Origin of the sequence: Mumia sp. zg.B17 (assembly GCF_019550915.1) — a bacterium.
Lineage (GTDB): Bacteria > Actinomycetota > Actinomycetes > Propionibacteriales > Nocardioidaceae > Mumia.
This window is the reverse complement of record NZ_JAHWCI010000002.1, coordinates 249059-275947: the sequence shown is the minus strand read 5'-3', so window position 1 is coordinate 275947 and position 26889 is coordinate 249059. Positions and strand designations below refer to the sequence as shown.

The 26889-nt window shown below is 70.8% G+C and carries 23 protein-coding genes; 8 read left to right on the top strand and 15 right to left on the bottom strand.

What is annotated here, in order from left to right; all coding sequences use genetic code 11:
* Nucleotides 1-62: 62 nt before the first annotated feature.
* The 4 genes from KV097_RS02650 to KV097_RS02635 are packed head-to-tail and all read left to right on the top strand — an operon-like array spanning nucleotide 63 to nucleotide 5326.
* The gene (locus KV097_RS02650; protein WP_220342525.1) at nucleotides 63-836 is read left to right on the top strand and encodes a purine-nucleoside phosphorylase; all 774 of its coding nucleotides are present in this window, start codon (nucleotides 63-65) and stop codon (nucleotides 834-836) included.
* The gene (locus tag KV097_RS02645) at nucleotides 836-1627 is read left to right on the top strand and encodes an NAD(P)-dependent oxidoreductase (protein ID WP_220364998.1); all 792 of its coding nucleotides are present in this window, start codon (nucleotides 836-838) and stop codon (nucleotides 1625-1627) included. Before KV097_RS02650 ends, KV097_RS02645 begins: the two co-directional genes overlap by 1 nt.
* A complete protein-coding gene (locus KV097_RS02640; RefSeq protein WP_220364997.1) occupies nucleotides 1627-3252 on the top strand; it encodes a phospho-sugar mutase in 1626 nt (541 codons plus the stop codon). Before KV097_RS02645 ends, KV097_RS02640 begins: the two co-directional genes overlap by 1 nt.
* Nucleotides 3253-3295: 43 nt before the next feature.
* The gene (locus KV097_RS02635) at nucleotides 3296-5326 is read left to right on the top strand and encodes an alkaline phosphatase family protein (RefSeq protein ID WP_220364996.1); all 2031 of its coding nucleotides are present in this window, start codon (nucleotides 3296-3298) and stop codon (nucleotides 5324-5326) included.
* Between the two features lie 9 nt (nucleotides 5327-5335).
* Here KV097_RS02635 and KV097_RS02630 read toward each other — a convergent pair whose 3' ends face one another.
* From KV097_RS02630 to KV097_RS02610, 5 genes are all read right to left on the bottom strand, one after another.
* Nucleotides 5336-6112 carry an ABC transporter permease gene (locus KV097_RS02630; protein ID WP_220364995.1) on the bottom strand — a complete coding sequence of 259 codons (777 nt, stop codon included), beginning with the start codon at nucleotides 6110-6112 and terminating at the stop codon, nucleotides 5336-5338.
* Nucleotides 6109-7152 (bottom strand): ATP-binding cassette domain-containing protein, encoded by a 1044-nt coding sequence (locus KV097_RS02625; protein ID WP_220364994.1) that lies wholly within the window; start codon nucleotides 7150-7152, stop codon nucleotides 6109-6111. The genes KV097_RS02630 and KV097_RS02625 overlap by 4 nt, the downstream gene beginning before the upstream one ends.
* Nucleotides 7153-7326: 174 nt before the next feature.
* Entirely contained in the window at nucleotides 7327-8001 is a 675-nt protein-coding gene (locus tag KV097_RS02620; RefSeq protein ID WP_220341929.1) for a PadR family transcriptional regulator, read from the bottom strand.
* A gap of 119 nt (nucleotides 8002-8120) precedes the next feature.
* Nucleotides 8121-9098: a glycoside hydrolase family 25 protein gene (locus KV097_RS02615; RefSeq protein ID WP_220364993.1), complete on the bottom strand. Its 978-nt coding sequence runs from the start codon at nucleotides 9096-9098 to the stop codon at nucleotides 8121-8123.
* A gap of 354 nt (nucleotides 9099-9452) precedes the next feature.
* A complete protein-coding gene (locus KV097_RS02610; RefSeq protein ID WP_220364992.1) occupies nucleotides 9453-10289 on the bottom strand; it encodes a universal stress protein in 837 nt (278 codons plus the stop codon).
* 60 nt (nucleotides 10290-10349) lie between these two features.
* Between KV097_RS02610 and deoC the strand changes: the two genes are divergently transcribed.
* From deoC to KV097_RS02590, 4 genes are read left to right on the top strand one after another with little or no spacing between them, the layout of a single operon-like run.
* Complete coding sequence (gene deoC, locus KV097_RS02605; protein WP_220345266.1) at nucleotides 10350-11300, top strand: deoxyribose-phosphate aldolase; 951 nt, start codon at nucleotides 10350-10352, stop codon at nucleotides 11298-11300.
* A gap of 7 nt (nucleotides 11301-11307) precedes the next feature.
* On the top strand, nucleotides 11308-12786 hold the full coding sequence (locus KV097_RS02600; protein WP_220341933.1) for an aldehyde dehydrogenase family protein: 1479 nt from the start codon (nucleotides 11308-11310) through the stop codon (nucleotides 12784-12786).
* Nucleotides 12783-13643: an aldehyde dehydrogenase family protein gene (locus tag KV097_RS02595; protein ID WP_220364991.1), complete on the top strand. Its 861-nt coding sequence runs from the start codon at nucleotides 12783-12785 to the stop codon at nucleotides 13641-13643. The genes KV097_RS02600 and KV097_RS02595 overlap by 4 nt, the downstream gene beginning before the upstream one ends.
* Nucleotides 13640-14257 (top strand): ATP-binding protein, encoded by a 618-nt coding sequence (locus KV097_RS02590; RefSeq protein ID WP_301021513.1) that lies wholly within the window; start codon nucleotides 13640-13642, stop codon nucleotides 14255-14257. Before KV097_RS02595 ends, KV097_RS02590 begins: the two co-directional genes overlap by 4 nt.
* A gap of 38 nt (nucleotides 14258-14295) precedes the next feature.
* On the opposite strand, the gene KV097_RS02585 is transcribed toward KV097_RS02590, so the two are convergent.
* The 10 genes from KV097_RS02585 to KV097_RS02540 all read right to left on the bottom strand — a co-directional run bounded on the left by KV097_RS02585 (nucleotide 14296) and on the right by KV097_RS02540 (nucleotide 26746).
* On the bottom strand, nucleotides 14296-15921 hold the full coding sequence (locus tag KV097_RS02585) for a substrate-binding domain-containing protein (RefSeq protein WP_220345268.1): 1626 nt from the start codon (nucleotides 15919-15921) through the stop codon (nucleotides 14296-14298).
* Nucleotides 15922-16017: 96 nt separating this feature from the next.
* Nucleotides 16018-17625 (bottom strand): substrate-binding and VWA domain-containing protein, encoded by a 1608-nt coding sequence (locus KV097_RS02580; RefSeq protein WP_220364990.1) that lies wholly within the window; start codon nucleotides 17623-17625, stop codon nucleotides 16018-16020.
* A 65-nt stretch (nucleotides 17626-17690) separates the two neighbouring features.
* Nucleotides 17691-18758: an adenosine deaminase gene (locus tag KV097_RS02575; protein WP_220364989.1), complete on the bottom strand. Its 1068-nt coding sequence runs from the start codon at nucleotides 18756-18758 to the stop codon at nucleotides 17691-17693.
* 23 nt (nucleotides 18759-18781) lie between these two features.
* Nucleotides 18782-20065, bottom strand: coding sequence for a thymidine phosphorylase (locus KV097_RS02570; RefSeq protein WP_374106977.1), 1284 nt, complete (start codon nucleotides 20063-20065; stop codon nucleotides 18782-18784).
* A 2-nt stretch (nucleotides 20066-20067) separates the two neighbouring features.
* Nucleotides 20068-21279, bottom strand: a complete 1212-nt coding sequence (locus tag KV097_RS19505) for a cytochrome P450 (protein ID WP_220364987.1) — start codon at nucleotides 21277-21279, stop codon at nucleotides 20068-20070.
* Nucleotides 21280-21302: 23 nt separating this feature from the next.
* On the bottom strand, nucleotides 21303-21698 hold the full coding sequence (locus KV097_RS02560; protein WP_220342527.1) for a cytidine deaminase: 396 nt from the start codon (nucleotides 21696-21698) through the stop codon (nucleotides 21303-21305).
* 17 nt (nucleotides 21699-21715) lie between these two features.
* Entirely contained in the window at nucleotides 21716-22975 is a 1260-nt protein-coding gene (locus KV097_RS02555) for an ABC transporter permease (RefSeq protein ID WP_220341940.1), read from the bottom strand.
* Nucleotides 22972-24063 (bottom strand): ABC transporter permease, encoded by a 1092-nt coding sequence (locus KV097_RS02550; protein ID WP_220341941.1) that lies wholly within the window; start codon nucleotides 24061-24063, stop codon nucleotides 22972-22974. The genes KV097_RS02555 and KV097_RS02550 overlap by 4 nt, the downstream gene beginning before the upstream one ends.
* Nucleotides 24060-25565, bottom strand: a complete 1506-nt coding sequence (locus tag KV097_RS02545; RefSeq protein WP_220364986.1) for an ABC transporter ATP-binding protein — start codon at nucleotides 25563-25565, stop codon at nucleotides 24060-24062. Before KV097_RS02545 ends, KV097_RS02550 begins: the two co-directional genes overlap by 4 nt.
* A 110-nt stretch (nucleotides 25566-25675) precedes the next feature.
* Nucleotides 25676-26746, bottom strand: coding sequence for a BMP family protein (locus tag KV097_RS02540; RefSeq protein ID WP_220341943.1), 1071 nt, complete (start codon nucleotides 26744-26746; stop codon nucleotides 25676-25678).
* Nucleotides 26747-26889 lie beyond the last annotated feature (143 nt).

The following is a 26889-nucleotide window of genomic DNA, read 5'->3' as shown; positions in this document are numbered from 1 at the left end:
TGGGTTAATGTACCGAGGTGAGTGTCGCAGCCGAGAGCCCCCAGCCCCGTTCCCCCGAAGAGATGGCGACCGCCGCCGCAGAGGTGCTGCGCCAGCGCACCGGAGGCGACCACGACGTCGCGCTCGTGATGGGGTCGGGCTGGCGTCCCGCTGCCGACATCCTCGGTGAGCCCGAGCACGAGATCCCCGCCACCGACCTTCCCGGCTTCCGTGCGCCCTCGGTCGCAGGGCACGGCGGGACGATCCGCTCGGTCCGCGTCGGTGACGCCCGGGTGCTGGTCTTCCTCGGTCGCACCCACCTCTACGAGGGCCACGGCGTCGACGCGGTCGCCCACGGCGTCCGTACCGCAGCGGCGGCCGGCTGCCGCGCGGTGGTCCTCACCAACGCGTGCGGCGGGCTCCGCGAGGAGTGGGTGCCCGGCACCCCCGTCCTGATCAGCGACCACATCAACCTGACGGCGACGTCGCCGCTGCACGGCGCCAACTTCGTCGACCTGACCGACCTCTACGCGTCCCGGCTCCGCGCCCTCTGCCTCGACGTCGACCCGACGCTCGCCCAGGGTGTCTACGTCCAGGTGCCCGGCCCGCACTACGAGACGCCGGCCGAGATCGGCATGGTGCGCGCCATCGGAGGCGACCTCGTCGGCATGTCCACGGCGCTCGAGGCGATCGCGGCCCGTGCCGCCAATCTGGAGGTGCTCGGCATCTCGCTCGTGACCAACCTCGCTGCGGGTGTCTCCGCGGAGCCGCTCGACCACGACGAGGTCCTCGCCGCCGGGGCTGCGTCGGCCGAGACGATGGGGCACCTTCTCGCCAGCGTGGTGGACCGCATCTGATGCGCGTCCTCGTCACCGGCTCGTCCGGCGCGATCGGCCGGACGGTCGTCTCCGGCCTCTCCTCGCAGGGGCACGCCCTGCGCGGGGTCGACAGGACCGAGGCCGACACGGAGCTGACCGGGCTCCTGCCCCTGGGCGCCGTGGTCGGTGACGTGACGGACCCGGTGGTCGCGGCGAGTGTCGTGTCGGACGTCGACGCCGTCGTGCACCTGGCGGGCCACCCGGACGAGGCGACGCTGCCGGAGTCGCTCGCCTCGCACGCCCACACGACCGCGGCGCTCCTCGACGCGATGGTCGAGGCGGGCGTGCCGCGGATGGTCTTCGCCAGCAGCAACCACGCGGTCGGGCTCTCTCCGCGCACGGACCTGCTCGCCGCGGACGCACGCCCACGGCCCGACACGTTCTACGGTGTCGCCAAGGTCGCGGCCGAGGGCCTGCTCAGCCTGTACGCCGACCGCTTCGGCATCGCCGCCGTCGCGCTGCGCATCGGCTCGTTCCTGCCCGAGCCGACGACCGTGCGCGAGCTGTCGACCTGGTTGTCGTACGGCGACGCGGTCCGCCTCGTCGACGCCGCGCTCACTGCCCCGGTGGAGGGGTTCGCCGCCGTCTACGGCATCTCCGCGAACTCCCGCGCCTGGTGGGACCTGGAGGCCGGGCGACGTCTCGGCTACGAGCCGCGCGACGACGCAGAGGCGTACGCCGACCAGATCGGCGCGCGCAGCGAGGACGAGGGCGAGGGCGCGTACGCAGGCGGGCCCTTCGCCGTGATGCCGCTCGGGAAGGCGATCTGATGACGACCCCCCTCGAGGACGAGGTGCGCGCCTGGATCGACCAGGATCCTGACCCGGACACGCGCGCCGAGCTGGAGGCCCTGCTCGCTGCGGGTGACGAGGCGGGGCTCGCCGTACGGTTCGGCGGCCGTCTCGAGTTCGGCACCGCCGGCCTGCGCGGGCCGCTCGGCGCCGGCCCGACCCGGATGAACCGCGTGGTCGTCGCCCAGGCCGCCGCGGGGTTGGCGGCGTACGTCCTGTCGCGGGCCGAGAGCGGGTCCCCCGCGCTGGTCGTCGGCTTCGACGGGCGGCACAACTCGGCCGTGTTCGCGCGCGACACCTGCGAGATCGCCCAGGCGATGGGCATCCGTGCTCTCCTCCTGCCCGAGGCGCTGCCGACACCCGTGCTGGCCTTCGCGATCCAGCACCTCGGCGCCGACGCCGGCGTGATGGTGACCGCGTCCCACAACCCTCCGCAGGACAACGGCTACAAGGTCTATCTCGGCGACGGCAGCCAGATCGTCGCCCCGGCCGACCGTGACATCGCGGCGGCGATCGCGGCGGTCGGCCCTGTCGACGCCCTCCCCCGAGACACCTCGTACGCGGTGCTCGGGAGCGAGGTCGAGGACGCGTACGTCGCGGCGGTGGCAGCCCTTGCCGCCCCCGGGGCTCGTGAGCTCACCGTCGCCTACACGCCGATGCACGGTGTCGGCCGCGTGACCGCCGAGCGTGCGGTCGAGGCGGCCGGTTTCGCTCCGCTCCACGTGGTGGCCGAGCAGGCCGACCCCGATCCAGACTTCCCGACGGTGGCCTTCCCGAACCCCGAGGAGCCGGGCGCCACCGACCTCCTGCTCGCCCTGGCCGAGCGGACCGGCGCCGACCTCGCCGTCGCCAACGATCCCGACGCGGACAGGTGCGCCGTCGCCGTCCCGACCGCGAACGGATGGCACGCGCTCACCGGCGACGAGGTCGGTGTGCTCCTCGCCGACTTCCTCCTGCGCCGCGGCGTCGAGGGGACGTACGCCACCACCATCGTGTCCTCGTCCCTGCTCGGCCGACTCGCGGCGGCGTACGACCAGCCGTACGCCGAGACCCTGACCGGATTCAAGTGGATCGGACGCGTGCCGGGTCTGGCCTACGGGTACGAGGAGGCGCTCGGCTACGCGGTGGCGCCTGAGATCGCCCGCGACAAGGACGGCATCAGTGCGATGGTCCGCATCCTCGAGCTGGCGGCCGAGCTCCGGGCCGAGGGGCGCAGCCTCGTGGACCGTCTGGACGAGATCGCCGAGCGCTTCGGCCTGCACGCCACCGCGCAGCTGTCGGTCCGCGTGGACGACCTCAGCCTGATCGGCGCGGCCATGACGCGCCTGCGCGAGGCGCCGCCGCCGAGGCTCGGCGGCTTCGACGTCGAGCGCGTCGACGACCTGGAGCGCGGATCACGCACGCTTCCACCGACCGTCGGGTTGAGGTTCGTGCTCGCGGAGGGAGCGCGCGTGGTGGTGCGTCCGTCGGGGACCGAGCCCAAACTGAAGTGCTATCTCGAGGTGGTGGTCCCCACACCTGACGGGCCCGGCGCCGCACGTATCGCCGCGGCCGCCCGCCTCGACGCGATCCGTGGCGACCTGTCGGCGGCGCTGGGGATCTGACGTGGCCGCGCCGACGAGGATCCTCCGCGTTCGCAGAGGAGACGTGGCGCGGCTCCTCGTCGCCTGGGTGGCGGGCACCGTCACCCTGGTGGTCGTCGACGTCCTGCTCGACGACCTCCGGTTCACCGCCTGGTGGACGCCCATCGTCGCGTCGGCGGTGATCGGTCTCATCGGCTTCGTGCTGCACCCGCTGCTCGTCGCCGTCGCGGCGCGGGTGGGATGGCTCGCCGTGATCGCGCTCGCCGTCGTGGGCCAGGCACTCGTAGTCGCCGTCGCCCTCGCGGTCGTCCCGGGTGTCGAGGTGGAGTCGTGGTGGGCCCCTGTCATCAGTGCATGGCTGGCCGCGTTGGTCGGCTCGGTGCTGGCCTGGCTGGGGACGGCAGGAACCGACGAGGGGTTCGCCGTCTCACTGGCGCGCCGCGGTCGACGGTCCCGGCCGCGTACGGACGGCCCTCTCCCCGACGGCCTTCTGGTGGTCCAGCTCGACGGTCTGCCCTACCCGGTCCTCACGTGGGCGCTCGCCGCCGGCAACGCCCCGACCGTCGACCGTTGGCTGCGCGACGGCTCGCACACGCTCCACGAGTGGCGGCCGACCGTCCCGGCGACGACCCCGGCCAGCCAGCTCGGGATCCTGCACGGGACGGTGGAGCCGGTGCCGGCCTTCCGGTGGTACGACCGCGAGCTGGGGCGGGTCCTCACCGCGAACCATCCGGCGGACGCCGCGATCATCGAGGCCCGCGCGCCCGGGCCAGGGCTGCTGGCCGACGGTGGCGTCTCGGTGTCCAACCTGTTCAGCGGCGGCGCCGACCGCTCGGCGATGGTGCTGTCGCGCCTGCGCGTCGCACGCGGCACGACGATCACCCGGGAGGCGGTGGCGTGGTTCCTCCTACGGCCCGACGGGTTCGCGCGCAGCCTCTTTCGCGCCGTCGGCGAGATCGTGCGCGAGCGCACCCAGGCGAGGCGCCAGGTCCGGCGCGACCTGCGACCGCGGATCACGAGGGACTGGGCGTTCGCGTTGCTGCGGGCGGTCACCAACGGCGTCATCCGCGACCTCTCCACCGCCGTGGTAGCCCAGGAGATGCTGCGGGGGACGCCGATCGTCTACGTCGACTACGTCGACTACGACGAGGTGGCTCACCATGCCGGCCTGTTCCGCCAGGAGTCGCTCGCCGTCCTCGCGACGCTCGACACGGTCCTCGCCACGCTCGAGACGGTGGCCGAGACGGCGTCGCGCCGGTATCGGATCGTGGTCGTCAGCGACCACGGGCAGTCCCAGGGCGACACGTTTCTCCAGGCCGACGGCGTGACGCTCGCAGACACCGTCGCCGAGCTCACGTCGGGCTCGGTGCAGGCGGTGCAGACGACCGGCGAGGACTACGCCCGGCTGCGTGCTCTCGCCGAGGACATGGCCGAGACTGGCGCCGGCTCGGGCGCGGCGCGGCGTGCCGCCGCCCGGCTCGACGAGCGGACGTCGGTAGTTGCGGACGGTGGCGCGACCCCGGGCGGCGTCCCGCCCGGCCGTACCGTGGCCGACGGCGAGAATGCACCGGCCGCGGCCGCCGACAGCGACCTCCTGGTGCTCGCCTCGGGCAACCTCGGGCTGATCCAGGCCCGTACCGAGCGCCGTCTTCTCCTGCACGAGATCGACGAGCGGTGGCCGGGGCTGGTGCCAGGGCTCGTCGCCCGCCCGACCATCGGGTGCGTGGTCGCGATGACTGCTGCCGACGGCCCGGTGGCGATCGGGCCCGACGGCCTCCACGTGCTCCGCACCGGTGCCGTGGTCGGCGGGTGCGACCCGCTGGCAGCGTACGGCGCCGGTGCGTGCGAGCGGTTGCTCCCCGCCGCGGACCGTGCGGTGGCCCCGGACCTCTACGTGATCAGTGCGTGTGACGTGTCGACCGGCGCCGTCCACGCCTTCGAGGAGCTGGTGGGCAGCCACGGCGGGCTGGGCGGCTGGCAGGACCGGGCCGTGCTGCTGGCACCGGCCGACCTCGGCGCCCCGCCCGCCTCGATCCTCGGCGCCGACTCCCTCCACCGGGTGCTGCAGGGCTGGCGGACGGAGCTCGGCGCCTAGGATCGTCGGTCAGACGGAGCGTCGATAGCTCCCGAAGGCCCGTGTCGCGAGGCACGCCATCCCGACGGCGAGCACGAGCAGGAGGCCGAGCCGACCTCCGACGACCGACCAGTCCGGTGCGGCAGACAGCGCCTCTCGTGACGCGACTGCCGCCCAGTCCACCGGGTTGAACCGCGACACGTCGGCGACCCACTCAGGCATCAGGGACGGCGCGAGCATCACCGACGACAGGAAGGTCAGCGGCAGGACGAGGAACTGTGAGATGCCGATCAGCGCCTCTTGCTGGCGGACGAGCAGCGCGACGGCGTTCGACAGGGCAGCGAACACACAGCCGAGAAGGACCGCGGCGGCCACCACGACGATCCACCCGAGCGGACCGCCGTCGAACCGTGCCCCCGCGACCACTCCCACCACCATCACGATCAGCGTCTGCACGACGACGGTGGCCGACTGCGAGGTCAGCGAACCCGCCATCAGCGCCGCGCGGCTCACCGGCGAGGTGAGGTCACGGTCCATCACGCCTCGGTCCATCGCCACGATGAACCCTGTCCCTGCCCAGCCTGCGGAGAACATCGCCGTCATGACGACGACTCCCGGAGTGAGGTAGGTCAGGTAGTTGTCGGACCCGAAGCCGGGAAGCTCCACGACGTTGCGGAAGAGCTGCCCGAACAGCAGCAGCCAGACCAGCGGCTGGACGAGCGTGAACGCGAGGTACGCAGGCTGGCGTGCGAGGGTCCGCAGCGATCTCTCGGTGAGCAGCCGCGTGTGCACGAGCGACGTGCTCATGCCGCCACCTCCGCGCTCGTCCCGTCAGGCCCCGTCCCGTCAGGCCTCGACGCGGCGCTCTCGGCAGCGGCGTCGAAGGAACGCCCCGCGTAGCGGAGGTAGACGTCGTCCAGCGACGGCCTCGACACCGTGACGGCGGCGAGCCGGAGACCGGCGGCGTCGAGTGCCGCCATCACCGGTGGGAGTGCGGCGGCACCGTCATCGACCCTCGCGCGGAGCGTGCCGACGTCGCGGGTCAGCTCGCGTACGCCGCCGAGTCGCCCGAGGATGCCGACGGCGCGGTCGGCATCGTCGCGGTCGGCGAGGTCCACCGCGATCGCGTCCCCCGAGAGCCCGCGCTTCAACGCCTCTGGTGTCCCGCTGACGACCACACGACCGTGGTCGACGATCACCAGCCGCTGGGCGAGGTGGTCGGCCTCCTCGAGGTAGTGGGTCGTGAGCAGGACGGTGAGCCCGTCGTCGGAGGCGAGACGGCTGATCTCGGCCCAGAGGTCGGCCCGTGCCTCGGGATCCAGCCCGGTGGTGGGCTCGTCGAGAAACAGGACGTGGGGCCGGTGCACGAGGCTCATGGCGACGTCGAGCTTGCGCTGCATGCCACCGGACCAGGTACGGGCGAGACGGCGTCCCGCGTCGGCGAGCCCGAACCGCTCGAGCAGCTCCTCAGCGCGTCCGCGGCTGGCTCGTGGCGACATGCCGTAGATCCGTCCGGACAGGACGAGGTTCTCCACGCCTGTGCCGAGGGGGTCGAAGCCGGGCTTCTGAGACACGTAGCCGATCGCCCGTCGTACGTGCCGTCCGTCGCGACGGACGTCGTAGCCCGCCACGGTGGCGGTCCCCGAGTCGGCCTGGGAGAGGGTGGTGAGGATCTTGACGACGGTCGACTTGCCGGCGCCGTTGGGGCCGAGAAGTCCGAGGACGGTGCCGGCGTCGACGGTGAAGCCGACACCGTCGAGCGCCCGGACCTCACGGTCCCGGGCACGGTAGGTCTTCGTCAGATCGGCGACCGTGATCGCCGACCGAGGATCGGTCGTGGTGGACATGGTGGTGCTCCTTGAGGTGAGGAGTCCACCGCTGGTGCCGTAGCCTTGAGGTGCAGCCGTCGTGGCTCGGCGTCAGCGTCGGACTCGATGGTCACGGTCCCCGGTCGATGCCAGTCGGTCGGGGACCGCGCTTGTGTCCGTACGGCCGCGGGTGCGGCGTACGGGTGTCGTGGGTCAGGTCTCGGGCATCGGGTTGCTCAGCTCGGGGAACTCCTCGACGAGCCGCTGCTGCGTCTCGTCGGGCGAGAGGCCCTCGTCGCGCAGCTCGTGCATGCGCCTCCACACGCCCAGCCCGCCGAAGGATCCCTCGCGGATCTCCGCGAGGAGGCCGGAGACGAACGCGTGCTCGGCGTCGCGCAGGGCTTGCTGGTAGTCGCTCTCGACGACGAACAGCCGCGGGAAGCCGCCGGGGACCGCCGCGCGGATCGCCTCGTACGCCCGTCTCTGGAAGGCGAGCTCGGCGAGCCTGCGCTCGAGGAGCGGCACGACGTCCTCCGGTGGCAGCGTCGCGACGAGCGACAGCGCCGCTTCGAAGTCGGTGAACTGCGCCGTCGGCTCGCTCAAGAGCTCGCTCAGCCAGTCGGTCATCATGACCTGACCGTCTGGGGTGATCTCGTACACCGTCCGCTCAGGGCGTCGCCCCTCGCGCACCGTCTCGCGCGCGGAGATCAGGCCCTTCTTCTGCAGCGACTCGACGACGGAGTAGAGGGAGCCGTAGTTGAGACGGATGCTCTCCTCCTTGTGACGCTGGCGCAGTGTGCTCGACATCTCGTACGGATGCATCGGGCGCTCCGACAGCAGCGACAGCACCGCCAGCGCGAGCGCGTTGGACGGTCGGCGCACGGCCATGGCCACCTTCTCCTCGAAATCGAGTACCCGACTCAGAGTATTACTGCGGGAGTAAGACGTCAACGGCCCTCTCGCCGAGAAGCGCGAGGGCCGTCGAGGGCCGAGGGTCGGGTCGAGCGTCAGTCGGCCTGCGAGGGGATCGTGATCCCGAGGTGCGGGCCGACGTGCGAGAGGAAGTCCGGCACCGGCGCCATCCGGACGAAGTCCGGGAGCGGCTTGGCCGCCGGCTTCGTGGCAGCCGGCTTCTTGGCGGCGGGCTGACGCGCGGGAGCCTTGGCCGTGCCCGCTGCCGGGCGCTTCGCACTGCGGCTCACCGGCGGCGCCGTGGCGCGCCCGGGAAGGGTCTCCCCGGCAGCCAGCGCGTTGAGCACCTTGCGGGGAGCGATGTTCACGTCAGCACGACCGGGGACACCCGGGACGCGACCGGTGCTGGAGTGCTGCCAGATCGCGTACTTGTTCCACGGGGACGGCACCTTCGGCAGCCTGGTCCCGTAATGGGCGACCCACAGGGGGTAGCGCGCGAACGTGCGACGCGCCCCCACGTTGCTCGACCAGAACCCGGGACCGGTGTAGATGATCGGCCGCTGGCCGCTGAGCCGTTCGACGGTGGTGAGCCAGGTCTTGGTCCACGCTCGGATGTGGGCCGGCGAGCGGCCGTCGGAGACCTCGAGGTCCAGCACGAGCATCGGCGCCTTCACATCGGTCCGCCGCACCTGCCGGACGAAGTGGCGAGCCTGTGCACGCGCGGAGCTCGTCGGTCGCGCGAAGTGGTAGAAGCCGGTCGCGAGGCCGGCTCGGGCGCTGGCGCGGCCGTCCACCTTCGCGTACTCGTTGACGAAGCCGCGGCCTTCGGTGGCCTTGACGAACGCGAAGCCGTAGCCGGCCTTGCGGACCTTGCGGAAGTTGATCGCACGGCCACGGGGGTGCTGGTGACCCGAGACGTCGATCCCGCGGACGGCCTGTTTGCGGGCCGAGTCGTCGATGGCGGCGGAGGCCGTCGAGGGCGACGCGAAGGCTGTGAGGCCGAGCACGGTGATGACTGCCAGGGCGATCGTGATCGCGCGGCGAGTCGTGAGGGCGAGGGCATGGGTCGCCATGGACTTCTCCTGTTCCGGGGCGGGGGTTCCGCGACCACGGAGGAGCAGGGAAGACAGGCACGAGCAGCCGAGGGGTCTCGGCATTTACGGAGGTGCTCGTACGCTCCGGGGGTCACGGCGTACGGATTGACCGGCGGGCGCCGGACGTCAGGAGCGGATCGTCGTCATCCTGCGCCGACCACCACCCGTCGGGGGACCGGGGTCTCAGCACACACGGCCAGAACCTCGGCCGTTCTCCAATGGGTCAAGCCTACATATCATGACAAACCGGACACAAGAACTCTGGGGTGTGACAAAGGGACCAGGGATCGCGGCCGGTGGCGGCCACGATCCCTGGTCCTCGTTCGTTACCCCTCAGCGCACGACGGCCACGCTGCAGCGTGCGCGGTGCAGCAGGCCCTGGCTCACCGAGCCCAGGAGCATGCCCTCGAAGGCCCCGCGGCCACGGGACCCGACGACGACCAGCGCCGCGGTCTCCGAGGCCTCCGCGAGCGCGACCGAGGCCGGGACGGTGATCGCCTCTCGCGTCACCGCGACGCCGGGGAAACGAGCCGCGTACGGCGCCACCACGTCCTTCAGCATGTCCTCCGCGACGGCGATCTCGTCCCCCACGGTGGTGGGAATGAAGCCGGACAGGATCGCCGGGCTCGACGCCGACGTCTGGAACCCGTAGACCACCGCGAGCTCGACGCCCGCGGCCTCGGCATACGCGAAGGCCCACTCGAGGGCGGGGCGGCTGCCTTCCGAGCCGTCGGTGCCCACCACGACGCGGGTCGCCTGAGCCTGCGCCTGCTCACGGACGACGATGACCGGGCGCGGGGACTGCCGGGCGACGTGCTGGCTGACCGACCCCACGACGAGGTCCGAGAGCGTGCTGTGCCCCCGGCTGCCCATCACGACCACCGAGGACTCCTCGGCGCAGCGGACGAGCTGCTCGGCCGGCTTGCCGGTGCGGGTCTCGACCTCGTACGACGGCACGCCGTCACCGTCGAGGAGGGCGCGAGCCTCGGCGAGAAGGCTCTCCTCGACCTCGTCGGCGGCCTCGGAGGCCGCCAGGTCGTCGGTGAGGACGCCGACTGCGCGCACCGGCGCTCCCACCGCTCGCGCGTACCGCATGCCCCAGCGGAGTGCTCGGATGCTGTCGTCGGAACCGTCGATACCGACCAGGACGGGTGCGTGTGCGTCAGTCATGACCCCAGCATGCCCGCAGCGCGGGGACGGCGCCCCAAGGCCCCCGCCTAGACTGTCGGGGTGACCACGACACCGACCGACCTCGGCAACGCCGCTGACGTCCGGACCGTGCTGGGCGACCTCTCGGGCGTCGACCAGGTCGGACTGGAGGCACGCGCCGCCGCGCTCGCGACCCGATCGATCAAGAAGGACGCCAAGCGCACCGCGATCGACCTCGCGATCTCGATGGTCGACCTGACCACCCTCGAGGGCTCCGACACCCCCGGCAAGGTCCGCTCCCTCGCCGCCAAGGCGCTGCGTCCGGACCCCTCCGACCCGACCTGCCCCCGTGTCGCCGCCGTCTGCGTCTATCCCGACCTCGTCGGCACAGCGCGCGAGGCCCTCGGCGACGCCCCTGTCGGCGTGGCCAGCGTCGCGACCGCGTTCCCCTCCGGCCGCGCACCGCTGGAGGTGAAGGTGATCGACACCGAGTACGCCGTCGCTGCCGGCGCGAGCGAGATCGACATGGTCATCGACAGGGGCGCCTTCCTCGCCGGCGACCTGCAGAAGGTCTACGAGGAGATCGTCGCGGTCCGCGCCGCGTGCGAGCGCCCCGACGGCACCCACGCCCACCTCAAGGTCATCCTGGAGACCGGCGAGCTCGCGACGTACGACAACGTCCGCAAGGCGTCGTGGCTGGCGATGCTGGCCGGCGCCGACTTCATCAAGACGAGCACGGGCAAGGTCTCCCCGGCCGCCACGCTGCCGGTCACCCTGTTGATGCTCGAGGCGGTCCGCGACTACCGCGACGCCTTCGGCCGCCAGGTGGGCGTGAAGCCCGCCGGCGGGATCCGCACCACCAAGGACGCGATCAAGTACCTCGTGACGGTCAACGAGACCGCAGGGATCGACTGGATGACGCCGACCTGGTTCCGGTTCGGCGCGTCGAGCCTGCTGAACGACCTGCTGATGCAGCGACAGAAGCTCAAGACCGGTCGCTACTCCGGCCCCGACTACGTGACGATCGACTGAGGCACCGATGGCTGAGTTCACCGATCCCCCCGTTGTCCCCCCGACCGGGCTCGACTACGCGCCCGCCCCCGAGTCGCGCTCCGTCGTCGACCTCCAGCCCTCGTACGGGTTGTTCATCGACGGCGCGTTCACCGAGGGCAGCGACGGCCGTACGTTCAAGACGGTCAACCCCGCCACCGAAGAGGTCCTCGCCGAGGTCACCGAGGCCACCGAGGCCGACGTCGACCTCGCCGTGGACGCCGCGCGGCGGGCGTTCGCCGGCTGGTCCCGGATGCCGGGCCGCGAGCGCGCGAAGTACCTCTACCGGATCGCCCGCATCCTCGCCGAGCGGAGCCGAGAGCTGGCCGTGCTCGAGTCGCTCGACAACGGCAAGCCGATCCGCGAGTCGCGCGACGTCGACATCCCGCTGGTCTCGCAGTGGTTCTTCTACTACGCGGGATGGGCCGACAAGCTGTCGTACGCCGGCCTCGGCGCCAACCCGCGCCCGCTCGGCGTCGCCGCACAGGTCATCCCGTGGAACTTCCCGCTGCTCATGCTCAGCTGGAAGATCGCGCCGGCCCTCGCCGCCGGCAACACCGTCGTCCTCAAGCCGGCCGAGACGACGCCCCTCACCGCGCTGCTGTTCGCCGAGATCTGCCAGCAGGCCGATCTCCCGCCGGGCGTCGTCAACATCGTGACGGGCGCGGGAACGACCGGTCAGACGCTCGTGTCGCACCCGGGCGTCGACAAGGTCGCGTTCACCGGCTCCACCGACGTGGGTCGACAGATCGCCCGTGCGGTCGCGGGCACGAACAAGCGACTCACCCTCGAGCTCGGCGGCAAGGCTGCCAACATCGTCTTCGAGGACGCGCCGATGGACCAGGCGATCGAGGGCATCGTCTCGGGCATCTTCTTCAACCAGGGCCACGTCTGCTGTGCCGGGTCGCGGCTGCTCGTCCAGGAGAACGTCTACGACGAGGTGATGGAACGGCTCAAGCGCCGGATGGCGACCCTGCGCGTGGGCGACCCGCTCGACAAGAACACCGACATCGGGGCGATCAACTCGCGCGAGCAGCTCGAGCGCATCACCGAGCTCGCCGACGCGGGTGACGCCGAGGGTGCCGAGCGCTGGTCGCCACCGTGCGAGCTGCCGAGCTCCGGCTTCTGGTACGCACCGACGGTGTTCACCGGCGTCACGCAGGCGCACCGGATCGCGCGCGAGGAGATTTTCGGCCCCGTGCTGTCGGTCCTCAGCTTCAGGACACCCGACGAGGCGGTCGCGAAGGCCAACAACACCCCGTACGGCCTCTCGGCCGGAGTGTGGACCGACAAGGGCTCGCGCATCCTGGCCATCGCCGACCGGCTGCGAGCCGGCGTGGTGTGGGCCAACACGTTCAACAAGTTCGACCCGGCGTCGCCCTTCGGCGGCTACAAGGAGTCCGGCTACGGCCGCGAGGGTGGCCGCCAGGGCCTCGCCGCATACCTGCAGGAGGGCGAGACCGCATGAGCCGGCTCGACGTGCGCAAGACCTACAAGCTCTACATCGGCGGGTCGTTCCCGCGGTCGGAGTCGGGGCACACCTACGAGGTCCTCGACACCGAGGGACGCTTCCTCGCCAACGCCGCCAAGGCGTCGCGCAAGGACGGCCGAGACGCGGTCGGTGCGGCCCGGAAGGCCTTCGGCGGCTGGAGCGCCCGCACCCCCTACAACCGCGGACAGATCCTCTATCGGGTGGCTGAGATGATCGAGGGTCGCCACGACCAGTTCACGTCCGACGTCGTCTCGGCCGAGGGCCTCAGCACCCAGCAGGCCTCGAAGGTCGTCGACGCCGCGGTCGACCGGTGGGTCTGGTACGCAGGGTGGGCCGACAAGCTCGCGCAGGTCACCGGCAACGCCAACCAGGTGGCCGGCCCCTACTTCAACCTGTCGTCCCCCGAGCCGACGGGCGTGGTCGTCGCGGTCGCGCCGCAGGACGACAGCCTCCTCGGGCTCGTCAGCGTGCTGGCTCCCGTCATCGTCTCCGGCAACACCGCGGTGGTCGTGACGTCGTACGCCCGCCCGCTCCCCGCGGTGACGCTCTCCGAGGTCCTCGCCACGTCCGACGTGCCCGGTGGGGTCGTCAACATCCTCACTGCGGACGCAGCGGACGTCGCCCCGTGGCTCGCCGGTCATCTGGACGTCAACGGGCTCGACCTCACCGGCGTCGACGACGCTTCGCTCGCCACCGACCTCGAGGCGGAGGCCGCCGTCAACCTGAAGCGCGTCGTACGCCCGAGCAGGCCCGACTGGGCTGCAGAGCCGTCGCTCTCCCGGATGACGGCCTTCCTCGAGACGAAGACCGTCTGGCACCCCGTCGGCGTGTGACCGCTCACCGCTCCCCCGGGGTCGTGGTCCTCACCGGGCCGTCAGGCTCCGGCAAGTCCCGCGTGGCCGAACGCAGCGGCCTGCCCGTGGTCCGGCTCGACGACTTCTACCGCGAGGGCGACGACCCGCTGCTGCCGACCATCACGTTCGGCGACACCGAGGTCGTCGACTGGGACGACGCCCGATCGTGGGACGCCGCCGCCGCGTGCGACGCCCTCGAGCGCCTGTGCACGACCGGCGAGGTCGAGGTCCCTGTGTACGACATCGCCCTCAGCCGGCAGACGGGGAGGCACACGGTCGCTCTCGGTGACGCCACAACGGTGGTGGCCGAAGGGCTGTTCGCCCAGGCGGTCGTCGCCGAGCTCGCGCGGCGCGGGCTCCTCGCCGACGCCATCTGCGTGCGGCACCACCGCGTCGTCACATTCGTCCTCCGGCTCGTGCGCGACCTGCGCGAGAAGCGCAAGCCGCTCCCCGTTCTCCTCCGACGCGGCTGGCACCTCATGCGGGAGGAACCGACCGTCGTCGCGGAGGCGGTCGACCACGGCTGCCGCCCGATGACGCCACGCCGGGCCGAGCGCCACATCGACATCGTCGCCGCCGCCACACGACGGTGACGGCGGCGACGAGGGTGACGGCTCAGTAGCGCGAAGGCTCAGTAGCGCGACTGCAAGGCGTTGATGAAGACGTCCACGATCTCGTCCGGCTCGCGCGCGAGGTAGACCTGCCCGCCGCTGGCCGTGGCGATCTTCTGCAGGGCGAAGCCGTCCGCGTCCTGGGTGATACCGATCGCCACCACCACGACCGGACGGGCTGGGTCCCGCTCGCGCTGCAGCGCCGCCACGAGCTCGCCCTGGGAGATGCTCCCGGGGTCGTCGTTGCGCCCGCCGGTCAGGATGATCACCGAGTTGACCGTCTTGGGATCGTAGGACGCCTGCACCTCACGGTAGGCCGCGAGCGTCACGTCATAGAGCCCGGTGCGCCCACCGACCCGCTTGGGCAGACTCTGGATGACACGGGTCACCTTCTGGCGCTGGGTGCCCGCCCCGTCCTTCGCGTCCAGGCGCTGCATCGATGCGAGCGCCTTCCAGTCCTTCTTGCCGTCGAGCTTCTCGGAGAACACCCACGTACCGAGCGCCCACGAGTCCGGCATCAGGCCAAGGCCCTTGAGTGCGGCCTGCGCGGTCAGCGCCATCTTGGTCGACCCGCCAGCACGCGCCTTCATCTGCTTGGACACGTCGATCACCGCGAGCGCCCGGGCCGGCATCGCGATGAGCGACCACCGCTTGATGGTGTCGGCGACGATCGCGTCGTCCGAGAGGGACATCGCCTCGAAGTCACCGACGCTCCGTCCCGACTCCAAGGGTTCACCCAGAGGAGAGCGGAACCCGGCCTTCGTGAACGCGGCCTGTGAAGGCTTCGACATCAGCGCATCACCCAGTGCCTCCGCCGCCTCGTCGTGCTCGGAGTCACCGGAGACCGCCACCAGCGGATAGCCGAGCGCGAGGCTGGCCGAGGTCGGCAGCACCGGGTCGAACGCGGCAGACGACTCGGACCAGGCGTTGAACGCCTGCTCGCTGACGACCGTGCTGCCGCCCGACTTCGCGACCGCCGCGAGCAGCGCCGCGGGATCGGTCGGAGGCGGGTTGCCGGACTGGCGCTGCGCGAGCCTCACCTGAGCGGCACTCACGGTGTTGAACGTCGTGGGCGAGACTCCGCGGGCAGCTTCCGCGTAGGCAGCGAGGAGCGGCCCCGCGGCGGTGGCAGTGGCGAGCGGGTCGCCCGCGGTGAACGTCGCGCTGGTGAGCACCGAGAGCCAGGACGAGGGGTGGGGTCCGTCTGACTTCGGCCACGCCAGGACCACAGGGGTGCTGGCGATCGAACGCACGACCGTCTTCGGCGCAGCGACGCCCTCGACGAGCTGGGACGACACCCGCGACACCCACACCGACGAGTCCGGGACCCACAGCTCCGGCGCGCCGTCACCGATCGCCACCGACTGCGCGGTGAGCGCCGGGGGCTCTCCCACCACGTCATAGGTGAGGCACGAGCCGCGATCCACACGTCGTGCTGCCGCGGCGACGAGATCCTCCGCCTCCGGGGCGACGGCGACCCGGACCACCACGTCCGAGCCGCACCCTGCTGATGCGGAAGGGTCGTCGTGGCGAGCCACCAGAACGCCGACCACCGCGACCGCGACCACGAGCGCCACGGCACCGACCGCGTACTTCAGGCCCCCGCGAGCCCCCAGGTCCTTGTCCCCGGCGTGTCGCCCGCCCATGTCTGCTCCTTGACTCGTGAACGGCTGCCGGCGGCGTCCCTCGACGCCGCCGCTCCGCCCCGATGTCCCGGGCGGAGCGACGGCATGCGGGTGGAGCTAACCGCGGGCTTCCAGTGCCTTGACGAACACGTTCGCGATCTCGTCCGGCTCACGGGCGATGTAGGACTGGCCGCCCGTGGCCTTCGCGATCTTCTCGAGCGCCGATGCGTCCGCGTCCTTCGTGATGCCGATCGTGATGACGATCACCGGGCGAGCGGGGTCACGCTCGCGCTGCAGCGTGGCGAGCAGCTCCGACAGCGAGAGGCTGTTGGCGTCCTCGTTCTTTCCGTCGGTCAGGATCACGACCGAGTTGATCGACTTCGGGTCGTACTGCGCCTGCACCGTGCGCCACGCCGCGAGGGTCGTGTCGTACAGGCCGGTGCCGCCTCCGACGAGCGAGGGCATCGATCGCGTCGCGTCGACGACGAGATCACGGTGCTTGACGCCATCGGTGACGGTGCCGAGCTTGCGGATCGCGGCGAGCTTCTTCCAGTCCTGCGTGCCGTCGATCCGGTGGGAGAAGGCCCACGAGCCGACCGACCAGGAGTCGGGCATCAGCGAAAGGCCGGTCAGCGCCGCCTCGACGGTCAACGCCATCCGGCTCGAGTCACCGGCCTGCGCCTCCATCGAGCCCGACACGTCGACCACCGAGAGCATCTGCGCCGGCAGGGCGATGACGGACCACTTGCGCAACGTCTGCGCGACCAGCTGAGGGTTGTCGATCGTGATGGGGGCGAACTTGCCGACGCCCACGCCCTCGGGCAGGGGCTCGCCCTTCGGGGTCCGGAACCCGGCGGCGGTGAGGTCCTTGACGCCGTCGGCCGAACCGAGCGCCGAGGCGAGCGCCTTGCCGACCTCCTTGTTGCCCGGGTTGTCCGACGTCGCCGCCATCGGGTAGTCGAGTAGCAGACTGCCCGTCTGGGGGACGACCGCGACGAACGGGCTGGCCTCCTGCGCGGCAAACGCCTGCTCGCTCACGACCGTGCTGCCCCCGGCCTTCGCAACCTCCGCGAGGAGCTCCGACGGATTGGTCTTGGGTGTGGTGACCGACTGCCGCTGGGCGATGGTGACCATCGTCGCGCTGACCTGGTCGGCACTCGTCAGCCCCTTGGCCGCCTCGGCCTGCGCCGCAAGCAGAGGGACAGCCGCCGAGGTCGTGGCGAGCGCGTCCCCGGTCGTGAACTTCGGGTCCGACATCGCCTGGAGCCACGTCTCCGGACGCCCGGGGCCGTCCTTGGGCAGCGCCAGGACGATCGGTGACAGGGCAACCGACTTGGCGATCTCCTGAGGCCCCTGCGCGCCCTCGACGAGCTGCGCGCTGACGCGGGCGAGCCAGAGCGACGAGTCCGGGATCCAGAGATCGGGTGCGCCTTCGCCGATCGCCAACGTCTGCGCGACGAGAGCGGGAGCCTGTGGCTCGACCGTGAACTTCGCGCACGCGTCGCCGCTGACGCGCTTGGTCGCCGCCTCGACGACCGGCGCGATCTCAGGCGCGGCCGCGACGGTGACGTCGCGCGTCGTGGAGCACGACGCAGCAGCGGGGTTGTCGTCCTCCTGAAGGACGAACACCCCGGTCAAAATGGTGGCGATGACCACGAGCCCGATGCCGTACTGCCACTTGTGGCCGGAATCGGACTCCTTGGCAACGGCATGACGCCCGCCCATAGAATCTCCCTAACTCGTGGCACGTTTCACACACGACTGCGCACAAGGTAGCAGAGTCCGAATTGCTAAATACCATAAGCAGGCTTGATCGCATCTTGGATCAGTGCGAGGCGCTCGTCGAACGGCAGGAACGCGCTCTTCATCGCGTTCACCGTGAACCATCTGAGGTCGTCCAGGTCGTAGCCGAAGGCGTCCACCAGAAGGCCCATCTCGCGTGACAACGAGGTCTGGCTCATGAGGCGGTTGTCGGTGTTCACCGTCACCCGGAAGCCGAGCCGAGCGAGCGTGCCGATGGGGTGCTCGGCGATCGACGCGGCCGCCCCGGTCTGCACGTTCGACGACGGGCACAGCTCGAGCGGGATGCGCTTGTCACGGACGTACGCCGCCAGCCGGCCCAGTCCGGGACGCTCTGGGTCACTGATGTCGATGTCGTCGATGATGCGCACGCCGTGACCGAGCCGGTCGGCACCGCACCACTGGATCGCCTGCCAGATCGACGGCAGCCCGAACGCCTCACCCGCGTGGATGGTGAAGTGGGCGTTCTCGCGATGCATGTACTCGAAGGCGTCGAGGTGGCGGGTCGGAGGATAGCCGGCCTCCGCTCCGGCGATGTCGAAACCGACGACACCGCGATCGCGGTAGGCGACCGCCAGCTCGGCGATCTCCAACGACCGCGCCTGGTGCCGCATGGCCGTCAGGATCTGCCGCGCGTGGATCGTGCGGCCGCGACGTGCGGCCTCCGCCGTTCCCTGGGCGAAGCCTTCGCGTACCGCGTCGACGGCGCCGGTCAGCGAGAGCCCTTCACGAAGGTGCTGCTCGGGCGCCCAGCGCACCTCGGCATAGAGGACGCCGTCGTCGGCGAGGTCCTCGGCGCACTCGCGCGCCACACGCACGAGGTCCTCGGTGGTCTGCATGACACCGACCGTGTGCTCGAACGTCTCGAGGTAGCGCACGAGACTGCCCGAGTTCGCGGCGTCGGCGAACCACTGCCCGAGCGCGGCGTGATCGTCGACCGGCAGCTCGTGCCCTGTGCGGTCCGCGATGTCGGCGACGGTCGACGGACGCACACCGCCGTCGAGGTGATCGTGCAGGAGGACCTTCGGGACGCGTGCGATCTGCTCGGGACTGACCATCGGGTCAGCCTAGTTCGCCGCTGTCAGACGATGCGCTCCAGGACCGGGGAGCCGGCCACGGAGGGCGCCGCGTCGCCGATGTCGTAGCCACCCTCGAGCGCGGCGAGGGCGCGGGGGAACCGCTCCGGCGTGTCCGTGTGCAGCGTCATGAGGGGCTCCCCCTCGCGCACGGCGTCACCGGGCCGCACGTGCAGCTCGACACCGGCCGCCGCCTGCACCGACTCCCCGGGCCGCGAGCGGCCTGCGCCCAGGCGCCAGGCGGCGAGCCCGACGGCCATCGCGTCCAGCCGGGTGACGAAGCCGTCACGCTCGGCAGCGACCACCTGGATGTCGCGGGCACGAGGCAGCTCGGCATCGGGGTCCCCACCCTGGGCCGTGATCATCCGGCGCCAGACGTCCATCGCGCGACCGGACGCCAGCACGTCGGCCGGGTCGACGTCTTCTCGGCCGGCGGCCGAGAGCATCTCCCCCGCCAGGGCGACCGTGAGCTCCACGACGTCCGCGGGACCACCGCCCGCGAGCACCTCGACCGACTCGCGCACCTCCATCGCGTTGCCCGCGGTCAGCCCGAGAGGTGTCGACATGTCGGTGACCAGGGCGCGGGTGTCGACGCCTGCGTCCTTGCCGAGCGCGACCATCGTGCGGGCGAGCTCGCGTGCGGCGTCGAGGTCCTTCATGAACGCGCCGGACCCGACCTTCACGTCCAGGACCAGCGAGCCCGTCCCCTCGGCGATCTTCTTGCTCATGATCGAGCTCGCGATCAGCGGGATCGACTCGACGGTGCCGGTGACGTCGCGCAGCGCATAGAGCTTCTTGTCGGCCGGCGCCAACCCCTTGCCCGCCGCGCAGATCACGGCGCCCACGTCCTCGAGCTGGGCCATCATCTCCTCGTTGGAGATCTCGGCGCGCCAGCCCGGGATGGACTCGAGCTTGTCGAGGGTGCCACCGGTGTGGCCCAGTCCACGGCCCGACAGCTGCGGGACCGCGACGCCGCAGGCCGCGACGAGCGGGGCGAGCGGGAGCGTGATCTTGTCGCCCACTCCCCCGGTCGAGTGCTTGTCCGCGGTCGGCCACGAGAGACCGGAGAAGTCCATCCGCTCACCGCTGCGGATCATCGCGTCGGTCCACCGGGCGATCTCGGTGAACTCCATGCCGTTGAGCACGATCGCCATCGCCAGCGAGGCCATCTGCACGTCGGCGACCTCACCGCTGGTGAAGCCGTCGACGACCCAGTCGATCTGAGATCCGGTCAGCACGTGGCCGTCCCGCTTCGCCGCGATCACCTCGACCGCGTCGTGCCCTGACATCGTCATGCTGCCTCCCCGAGGTTGATCTGTACGGACTCGAAGCCTCGCAGCACCCAGGTGGGCCGACGCGGGGCGACCCCGGTCAGCTCCAGCCGGGGGAACCGCTGGAGGAGGCGCGAGATCGAGATCTCGAGCTCCATCCTGGCCAGCGGTGCACCGAGGCAGAAGTGCAGTCCCATCCCGAAGCCGACGTGCGGGTTCGGATCGCGGGCGACGTCGAACGCCTCGGGGTCGGTGAAGACGGCGGCGTCACGGTTGGCCGATCCCATGAGACAGGCGACCGTGTCGCCCTCGCGGACCAGGGTGCCGGCGACGTCGACGTCCTCGGTCGCCGTCCGCTCGAACATCTGCAGCGCCGCGTCGTAACGGATCATCTCCTCGAGCGCCGTGGTCACCGACACCTCCCCGGAGAGCACGCGGTCACGCTGCTCGGGGTGCGACAGGAGCGCATGGACTCCGTTGCCGAAGACGTTGACCGAGGCCTCGTGACCGGCGTTGAGCAGCAGCACCACGGTGGCGACCAGCTCGTCCTCGCTGAGGCGGGCCGCGCCGCCCGAGGCGGTGTCTCGCTCGGCGATGAGGTCGGTGAGAAGGTCCTCCCCGCGGATGCCCCGCGCCATCTGCGCCTTGCGCTCGTCCACCAGCTCGGCGACGTACGCGCTGAAGGCCACGCTCGCCTCGATGGCCTCCCGCTTGGTCGTGTCGTCGACGCCCTGCTCGTACATGTGCACGATGGCCTGCGACCACGCGCGCAGCTGCGCGTGGTCGGCGCCCGGCACACCGAGCAGGTCGCAGATCACGTAGACCGGCAGCGGCTCGGCGTAGTCGCCGAGGATGTCGGCCGTGCCCGAGAGCCCGTCGAGCAGCCCTGCGGTCAGCGCCTCGACGCGTGGCCGCATCCGTTCGACGTGGCCGCGCCCGAAGGCACCGGCGACGAGCCGCCGCAGCCGCGTGTGTGCGGGCGGCTCGTTCTCCATCATCTGGTTGCGGTGCAGAGCGTTGAACGGCTCCATGTCGTCGACCGGCTCCCAGTCCCGCCACAGGCGGCCGAGCCGTCGGTTGCGCAGCGTCTGGCTGACCGCGTCGTGGGTGGTGGCGAGCCAGCGCCGGGACGGCTCGTGCCACAGCAGCGGGCCTGCGGCACGCAGCTCGGCGAGCACCGGGTACGGATCCGCGACGAACGCGGGATCGCTGAGGTCGACGTCGGTCTTCACGCCTCCATCATCGCCCGCGGCGCTCAGCGGCCCGTCGCGAGGTCGCCGTCGTCGAAGGCGTCCGGGAGGACCTCGGTCATCGGCACGACGCCACGCGGCCCGTCCAGGAGCATCTGGGGCCCACCGCTCTCCCAGAGCAGCTGACGGCACCGACCGCACGGCATCACCGGGTCGCCATGGCCGTCGACGCACACCACGGCGACTAGGCGACCACCTCCGGTGGAGTGCAGCGCCGAGACCATCCCGCACTCGGCGCAGAGCGCGACCCCGTACGCCGCGTTCTCGACGTTGCAGCCGACCACGACACGGCCGTCGTCGACCAGGCCCGCCGCACCCACGCGGTAGCGCGAGTACGGAGCGTACGCGCGCTCCATCACCGCGACAGCCGCCTCGCGCAGGGCGGGCCAGTCGACGGTCACCGTGGGTGTTGCGTCCGTCATCCTGCCTGCCCCTTCCGGTACGGCTTCCCGTCGGCCGCGGGCATCCGCAGCCGTTGTGTTCCGAGCGCGAGCACCAGCAGCGTCGCGACGTACGGCGTCATGCCGGCGAACTCGCGCGGCACCTCGTCGCTCAGCAGGAACCACGCCAGGAAGCCGACACCCACGGCGGCGAAGAGGATCGCGTTCTTGCGGTCGCCCTGCCGCAGGCGCAGGACGGTGAAGACCAGGAGCAGCACCGCGACCAGGAGCAGCAGCGCGTGCACGGCGTCGGCGTTGCGCAGCTGCATCGCGTCGGTGTAGCCGAACATCGTCGCGGCGCCCGCGGCGCCGAACGGTCGCCAGTTGCCGAAGATCATGGCCGCGAGCCCGATGTAGCCACGGCCACCGGTCTGCCCGGTGACGAAGCCGCTGGAGGCCACGAGCACGAGCATGTAGCCACCGAGACCGGCGAAGACACCGGAGATGACGACCGCGACGTACTTGAAGAGATAGACGTTGACCCCGAGGGTCTCCGCAGCCTGCGGGTTCTCTCCGCACGAGCGCAGCCGGAGTCCGAAGGTCGTGCGCCACAGGATCCATGCCGTGAACAGCACGAGTGCCGCCACCAGGTAGACCATGATCGACATGTTGCGGGTGAGCGCTGCGACCACCGCCGCGAGGTCGGAGATCACGAACCAGTGCTTGCCGGCGAGCTCGGCCGCGGCGTCGCCCAGCCAGGGGATCTCCACCTTGGGTGGCGTCTCGAGACCGGTGAGCTGCTTGATGCCGCCGCCGTCGAGGTCCCGGAAGTAGGCCTCGGCGAGGAACGCGACGGCTCCGGCGCCGATGATGTTGAGCGCGACACCGGAGACGATGTGGTCGACCCCGAACGTCACCGTGGCGACGGCGTGAAGGAGGCCGCCGAGGGCGCCCATGAGCGCGGCACCGAGGAGGCCGCCCCACGGACCGTAGAAGTAGGTGAAGTAGGCCGCACCCCAGGTCCCGAGGATCATCTGTCCCTCGAGCCCGATGTTGACGATGCCGGCGCGCTCGGCCCAGACGCCGCCGAGCGCGGCGAGCAGGATCGGGCAGGTCGCGATCAGAGCGGCCTGGATGGTGCCCACGGAGTCGATCTCGTGGGCGCCGCTGATCAGCCGCACCGACGACACGATCGCCAGGAAGCCGAAGGTGACGATCAGCCAGCGGTACGACCGTCCGACCGAGGCCGACGGTGCGGGAGGAGGCGGCGGCGTCGTCGTCGTGACCACGGTGCTCATGCCGGGACCTCCTCGGTGGTCGCGTCCTGGCGGGCCTGGGCGACCCTCTGCTCCTCGGACCGGACGCGATATCGACGCACCAGCTCGTAGGCGATGACCACGGCGAGCACGATGATGCCCTGGGTGATCTGGATGACCTCGACCGAGATGCCGGCCTCGATCGTGAGGCGGTTCGACTGCTCGTTGAGATAGGCGAACAGCAGGGCGGCGAAGGCGATCGGCAGCGCTCGGTTGCGCCCGAGGAGTGCCACCGCGATGCCCGTGAAGCCGAGACCGACCTGGAAGGTGGTGCCGTAGTAGTGGGCGCTGCCGAACAGCGACGGCATCCAGATGAGGCCGGCGATGCCGCCGGAGATGAGCATCGTCAGGATCGTCATCTTCTTGGTGTTCACACCGCTCGCGACCGCGGCGGACTCCGACTGCCCGGTGGCTCGCAGGTCGAAGCCGAACCGTGTCTTGTTGAGCACGAGCCAGAAGGCGACTCCCGCGAGGACGGCGAGCAGGCCGAGGGTCCAGACCTCCCCGGCGGCCTTCTCGAAGGGCTGCCAGCCCGGCACCTGGCTGGACTCGGGGATCACCTCGGTACGGCGGGAGTCACCGGCCTTGACGCCGTAGGTGTTGATCAGGTAGCCGGTGATCGTCACCGCGATGGCGTTCAGCATGATCGTCGAGATGACCTCGCTGACGCCGCGCGTCACGCGCAGCAGGCCTGCGATCCCGGCCCAGGCGGCGCCGGCCGCCACGGCCACCAGCAGCGCCCCGATCACGTTGAGAGCACCGGGCAGGAGCGCAGCCCCCGCGAACAGCGCACCGGCGTACGCGGCCATGCGGTACTGGCCCTCGACACCGATGTTGAAGAGGTTCATCCGGAAGCCGACGGCGGCGGCGAGCGCGGAGAGGTAGATCAACGACGTCTGGTTGGCGATGTTGACCAGGATCCGGTCGGCCGGCCAGGAGAAGATGATCCCGATGAAGTCAGCGGCAGAGCCGCCGGAGATCTCGATGACCAGGCTCGTGACCGCGAGCGAGAACGCGATCGCGAGGAGGGGCGCGGCCACGGCCACGGCGATGTTGCGCAGGCGGTTCATTCTTCCTCCTGTCCGCCCGTCATGGCCTCACCGAGGTCCTGCGGGGTGACCGTACGCGGGTCGAAGGTGCCGACGAGGCGACCCCGCAGGATGACCTCGATCCGGTCGGAGAGGCCGATGAGCTCGTCGAGGTCGGCAGAGATCAGCAGGACCGCGAGGCCAGCCCGGCGGGCGTCCTTGATCTGGTCCCAGATCGCTGCCTGGGCACCGACGTCGACGCCTCGGGTGGGGTGGGAGGCGATGAGCAGGCTCGGCTCACCGGAGAGCTCGCGCCCGACGATGAACTTCTGCTGGTTGCCGCCGGACAGCGCGCGGGCGATCGTGTCGATGCCGGGGGTCCGGACGTCGTACTGCTCGACGATCCGCTCCGCGTCCCGCCGCGATCCACCGCGGTTGATCCAGCCGCCCTTGACGGCGACGTCCTCGTAGGTGTGCCCGAGGATGCGGTTCTCCCAGAGCGGGGAGTCGAGGAGGAGTCCGTGCCGGTGCCGGTCCTCCGGGATGTAGCCCACACCTGCTGCGCGCCGGCGTCGTGTCCCCCAGCGGGACATGTCCTCGTCCCCGAGGCGCACCCGGCCGGTGGCGGGCCGCATGGCGAGGATGCCCTCGACGAGCTCGTTCTGCCCGTTGCCCTCCACGCCGGCGATGCCCAGAACCTCGCCGCGGTGGATCTGCAGGTTGATCCCCTCGAGGACCGTACGGCCGAACTCGTCGACCATCGTGAGGTCCTCGACCGACAGCTGGACGGTCTCGGTGACGGTCGACTCCTCGGTCGCGGGCGACGGCAGCTCGGACCCGACCATGAGCTCGGCCAGCTGCCGCTTGGTGGCGCTCGACGGGTCGGGGTGGCCGACGGTGGTCCCGCGACGCAGGACCGTGATCGCGTCGGCGATCGACAGGACCTCGTCGAGCTTGTGGGAGATGAACAGGATGGTGTGACCCTCGGCCTTCAGTCCTTCGAGGTTCGCGAAGAGCGCCTCGACCTCCTGCGGGACGAGCACGGCGGTCGGCTCGTCGAGGATGATGATCTTGGCGCCGCGGTACAGCACCTTCAGGATCTCGAGCCGCTGCCGGGAGGCGACGCCCAGCGACTCGACGAGCACGTCGGGGTCCAGGTGGAACCCGAATCGCTCGGAGATCGCTCGGACCTCGGCACGAGCCTTCGCGCCGGTGCCATGGAGCTTCTCGGCCCCGAGGACGACGTTCTCGAGGACCGTCAGGTTGTCGGCCAGCATGAAGTGCTGGAAGACCATCCCGATCCCGTGCGCGATCGCATCGGACGGGCTCGAGAACGAGACGACCTCACCGTCGACCTGGATGGTCCCCGCGTCCGGCTTCTGCACCCCGTACAGGATCTTCATCAACGTCGACTTGCCCGCGCCGTTCTCGCCGATGACGGCGTGGACCGTGCTCGGCGCGATCCGCATGTTGACGTCGTGGTTCGCGACTACGCCGGGGAAGCGCTTCTCGATTCCCTGGAGCTCCACCGCGGAGGTCGTCATCGTGCTCCTTCTGAACTCCAGCTGAACGGGCTCGGACCCGGGGTGACTGGACGCCACCCCGGGTCCGCTGCCACGACCGTCACGATAGGACTCGAGGCCCTACCTGGCGATCACGGCGCTGCCGAAACCTTGATCTTGCCGCTCTTGATCTCGTCCGCGTAGCCGTTGAGCTCACCCTCGATGTCGTCGACGTACCCACCGGAGGTGGCGTAGCCGACGCCGTCGGACTTGAGATCGTAGACCTTGTAGCCGACGAGCGGCTTGCCCTCGTCGACTGCCTTGATCGCGTCGAAGCTGGCGACGTCGACGCGCTTGAGCATCGAGGTCAGGATGTGCGGCTTCTCGGACTTCGAGGCGGTCAGCCACTGGTCGGAGTCGACGCCGATGGCCCACATGCCGTCACCGGCCTCGACAGCGGCCTGGAAGACACCGGCACCCGAGCCGCCGGCGGCGTGGTAGACCACGTCGGCGCCCTGGTCGAACATCCCGGTTGCGGCGGCCTTGCCCCCGGCGGGATCGTTGAAGCCGCTCGCGTCGGACTCCTCGATGTACTTCACCTGGACCTTGATGTCCGGCTTGGCCTGCTTGGCGCCTGCGACGTATCCGGCCTCGAACTTGTTGATGAGGTCGGAGTTCACGCCGCCGACGAAGCCGACGGTTCCGGTCTTGGACTTGAGTGCCGCGGCAGCGCCGACGAGGAACGAGCCCTGCTCCTCGGCGAACCCGAGGTAGGCGACGTTCTCGTTGGGCTGGTCGTCGGGATCGAAGCCGTCGACGACGTCGAAGTTGACCTCCGGGTAGTCCGGAGCGACCTTGTTGACCGACTCGCTGTAGAGGAAGCCGACCGCGAGGATCGGGTTGTGGCCTCCGTCGGCGAGCTGGCGGAGACGGTCCTCACGAGCGGACTCGGCCTCGCCGTCCTGGGCCTCGGCCTCGGTGCAGGTGGCGTCGAGCTCGTCGACGGCCTTCTTGACGCCGACGGCGGCGGCGTCGTTGAAGGACTTGTCGCCCTGACCGCCCACGTCGTAGGCGATGCCGACGTTGGGGCCGTCCCCCTTGGCGGCCGCGCAGTCGAGCGCGTTGCCGCCCGACTTCGCGTTGTCGTCATCGCTGTCATCGTCGCTGCCGCAGCCGGCGAGAGCCAGCGCAGCCACCGCGGCCAGCGCGGTGATCTTGCCCATTCGACGCAAGGGGACTCCTCAGTCAGGAAATTTGTTCGTGCCCGGGCCAGGCCCGGAGGATTTTCGAACCATAACCCCGACGTCTGCGGCACGAACCACAGACCCCCAGGTAGATGCGCACTTGTTATCGGCGCCACACCGGT

What these genes read in the sequence shown, in the direction of transcription:
- KV097_RS02640 (WP_220364997.1), top strand. Translation starts at nt 1,627, where the DNA reads ATGACGACCCCCCTCGAGGACGAGGTGCGCGCCTGGATCGACCAGGAT.
- KV097_RS02615 (WP_220364993.1), bottom strand. Translation starts at nt 9,098, where the DNA reads ATGGCGACCCATGCCCTCGCCCTCACGACTCGCCGCGCGATCACGATC.
- KV097_RS02600 (WP_220341933.1), top strand. Translation starts at nt 11,308, where the DNA reads ATGGCTGAGTTCACCGATCCCCCCGTTGTCCCCCCGACCGGGCTCGAC.
- KV097_RS02555 (WP_220341940.1), bottom strand. Translation starts at nt 22,975, where the DNA reads ATGAGCACCGTGGTCACGACGACGACGCCGCCGCCTCCTCCCGCACCG.
- KV097_RS02630 (WP_220364995.1), bottom strand. Translation starts at nt 6,112, where the DNA reads ATGAGCACGTCGCTCGTGCACACGCGGCTGCTCACCGAGAGATCGCTG.
- KV097_RS02645 (WP_220364998.1), top strand. Translation starts at nt 836, where the DNA reads ATGCGCGTCCTCGTCACCGGCTCGTCCGGCGCGATCGGCCGGACGGTC.
- KV097_RS02595 (WP_220364991.1), top strand. Translation starts at nt 12,783, where the DNA reads ATGAGCCGGCTCGACGTGCGCAAGACCTACAAGCTCTACATCGGCGGG.
- KV097_RS02545 (WP_220364986.1), bottom strand. Translation starts at nt 25,565, where the DNA reads ATGACGACCTCCGCGGTGGAGCTCCAGGGAATCGAGAAGCGCTTCCCC.
- KV097_RS02625 (WP_220364994.1), bottom strand. Translation starts at nt 7,152, where the DNA reads ATGTCCACCACGACCGATCCTCGGTCGGCGATCACGGTCGCCGATCTG.
- KV097_RS02570 (WP_374106977.1), bottom strand. Translation starts at nt 20,065, where the DNA reads ATGTCAGGGCACGACGCGGTCGAGGTGATCGCGGCGAAGCGGGACGGC.
- KV097_RS02580 (WP_220364990.1), bottom strand. Translation starts at nt 17,625, where the DNA reads ATGGGCGGGCGTCATGCCGTTGCCAAGGAGTCCGATTCCGGCCACAAG.
- KV097_RS02575 (WP_220364989.1), bottom strand. Translation starts at nt 18,758, where the DNA reads ATGGTCAGTCCCGAGCAGATCGCACGCGTCCCGAAGGTCCTCCTGCAC.
- KV097_RS02620 (WP_220341929.1), bottom strand. Translation starts at nt 8,001, where the DNA reads ATGGCCGTGCGCCGACCGTCCAACGCGCTCGCGCTGGCGGTGCTGTCG.
- KV097_RS02585 (WP_220345268.1), bottom strand. Translation starts at nt 15,921, where the DNA reads ATGGGCGGGCGACACGCCGGGGACAAGGACCTGGGGGCTCGCGGGGGC.
- KV097_RS02540 (WP_220341943.1), bottom strand. Translation starts at nt 26,746, where the DNA reads ATGGGCAAGATCACCGCGCTGGCCGCGGTGGCTGCGCTGGCTCTCGCC.
- KV097_RS02610 (WP_220364992.1), bottom strand. Translation starts at nt 10,289, where the DNA reads ATGACTGACGCACACGCACCCGTCCTGGTCGGTATCGACGGTTCCGAC.
- KV097_RS02550 (WP_220341941.1), bottom strand. Translation starts at nt 24,063, where the DNA reads ATGAACCGCCTGCGCAACATCGCCGTGGCCGTGGCCGCGCCCCTCCTC.
- KV097_RS02650 (WP_220342525.1), top strand. Translation starts at nt 63, where the DNA reads ATGGCGACCGCCGCCGCAGAGGTGCTGCGCCAGCGCACCGGAGGCGAC.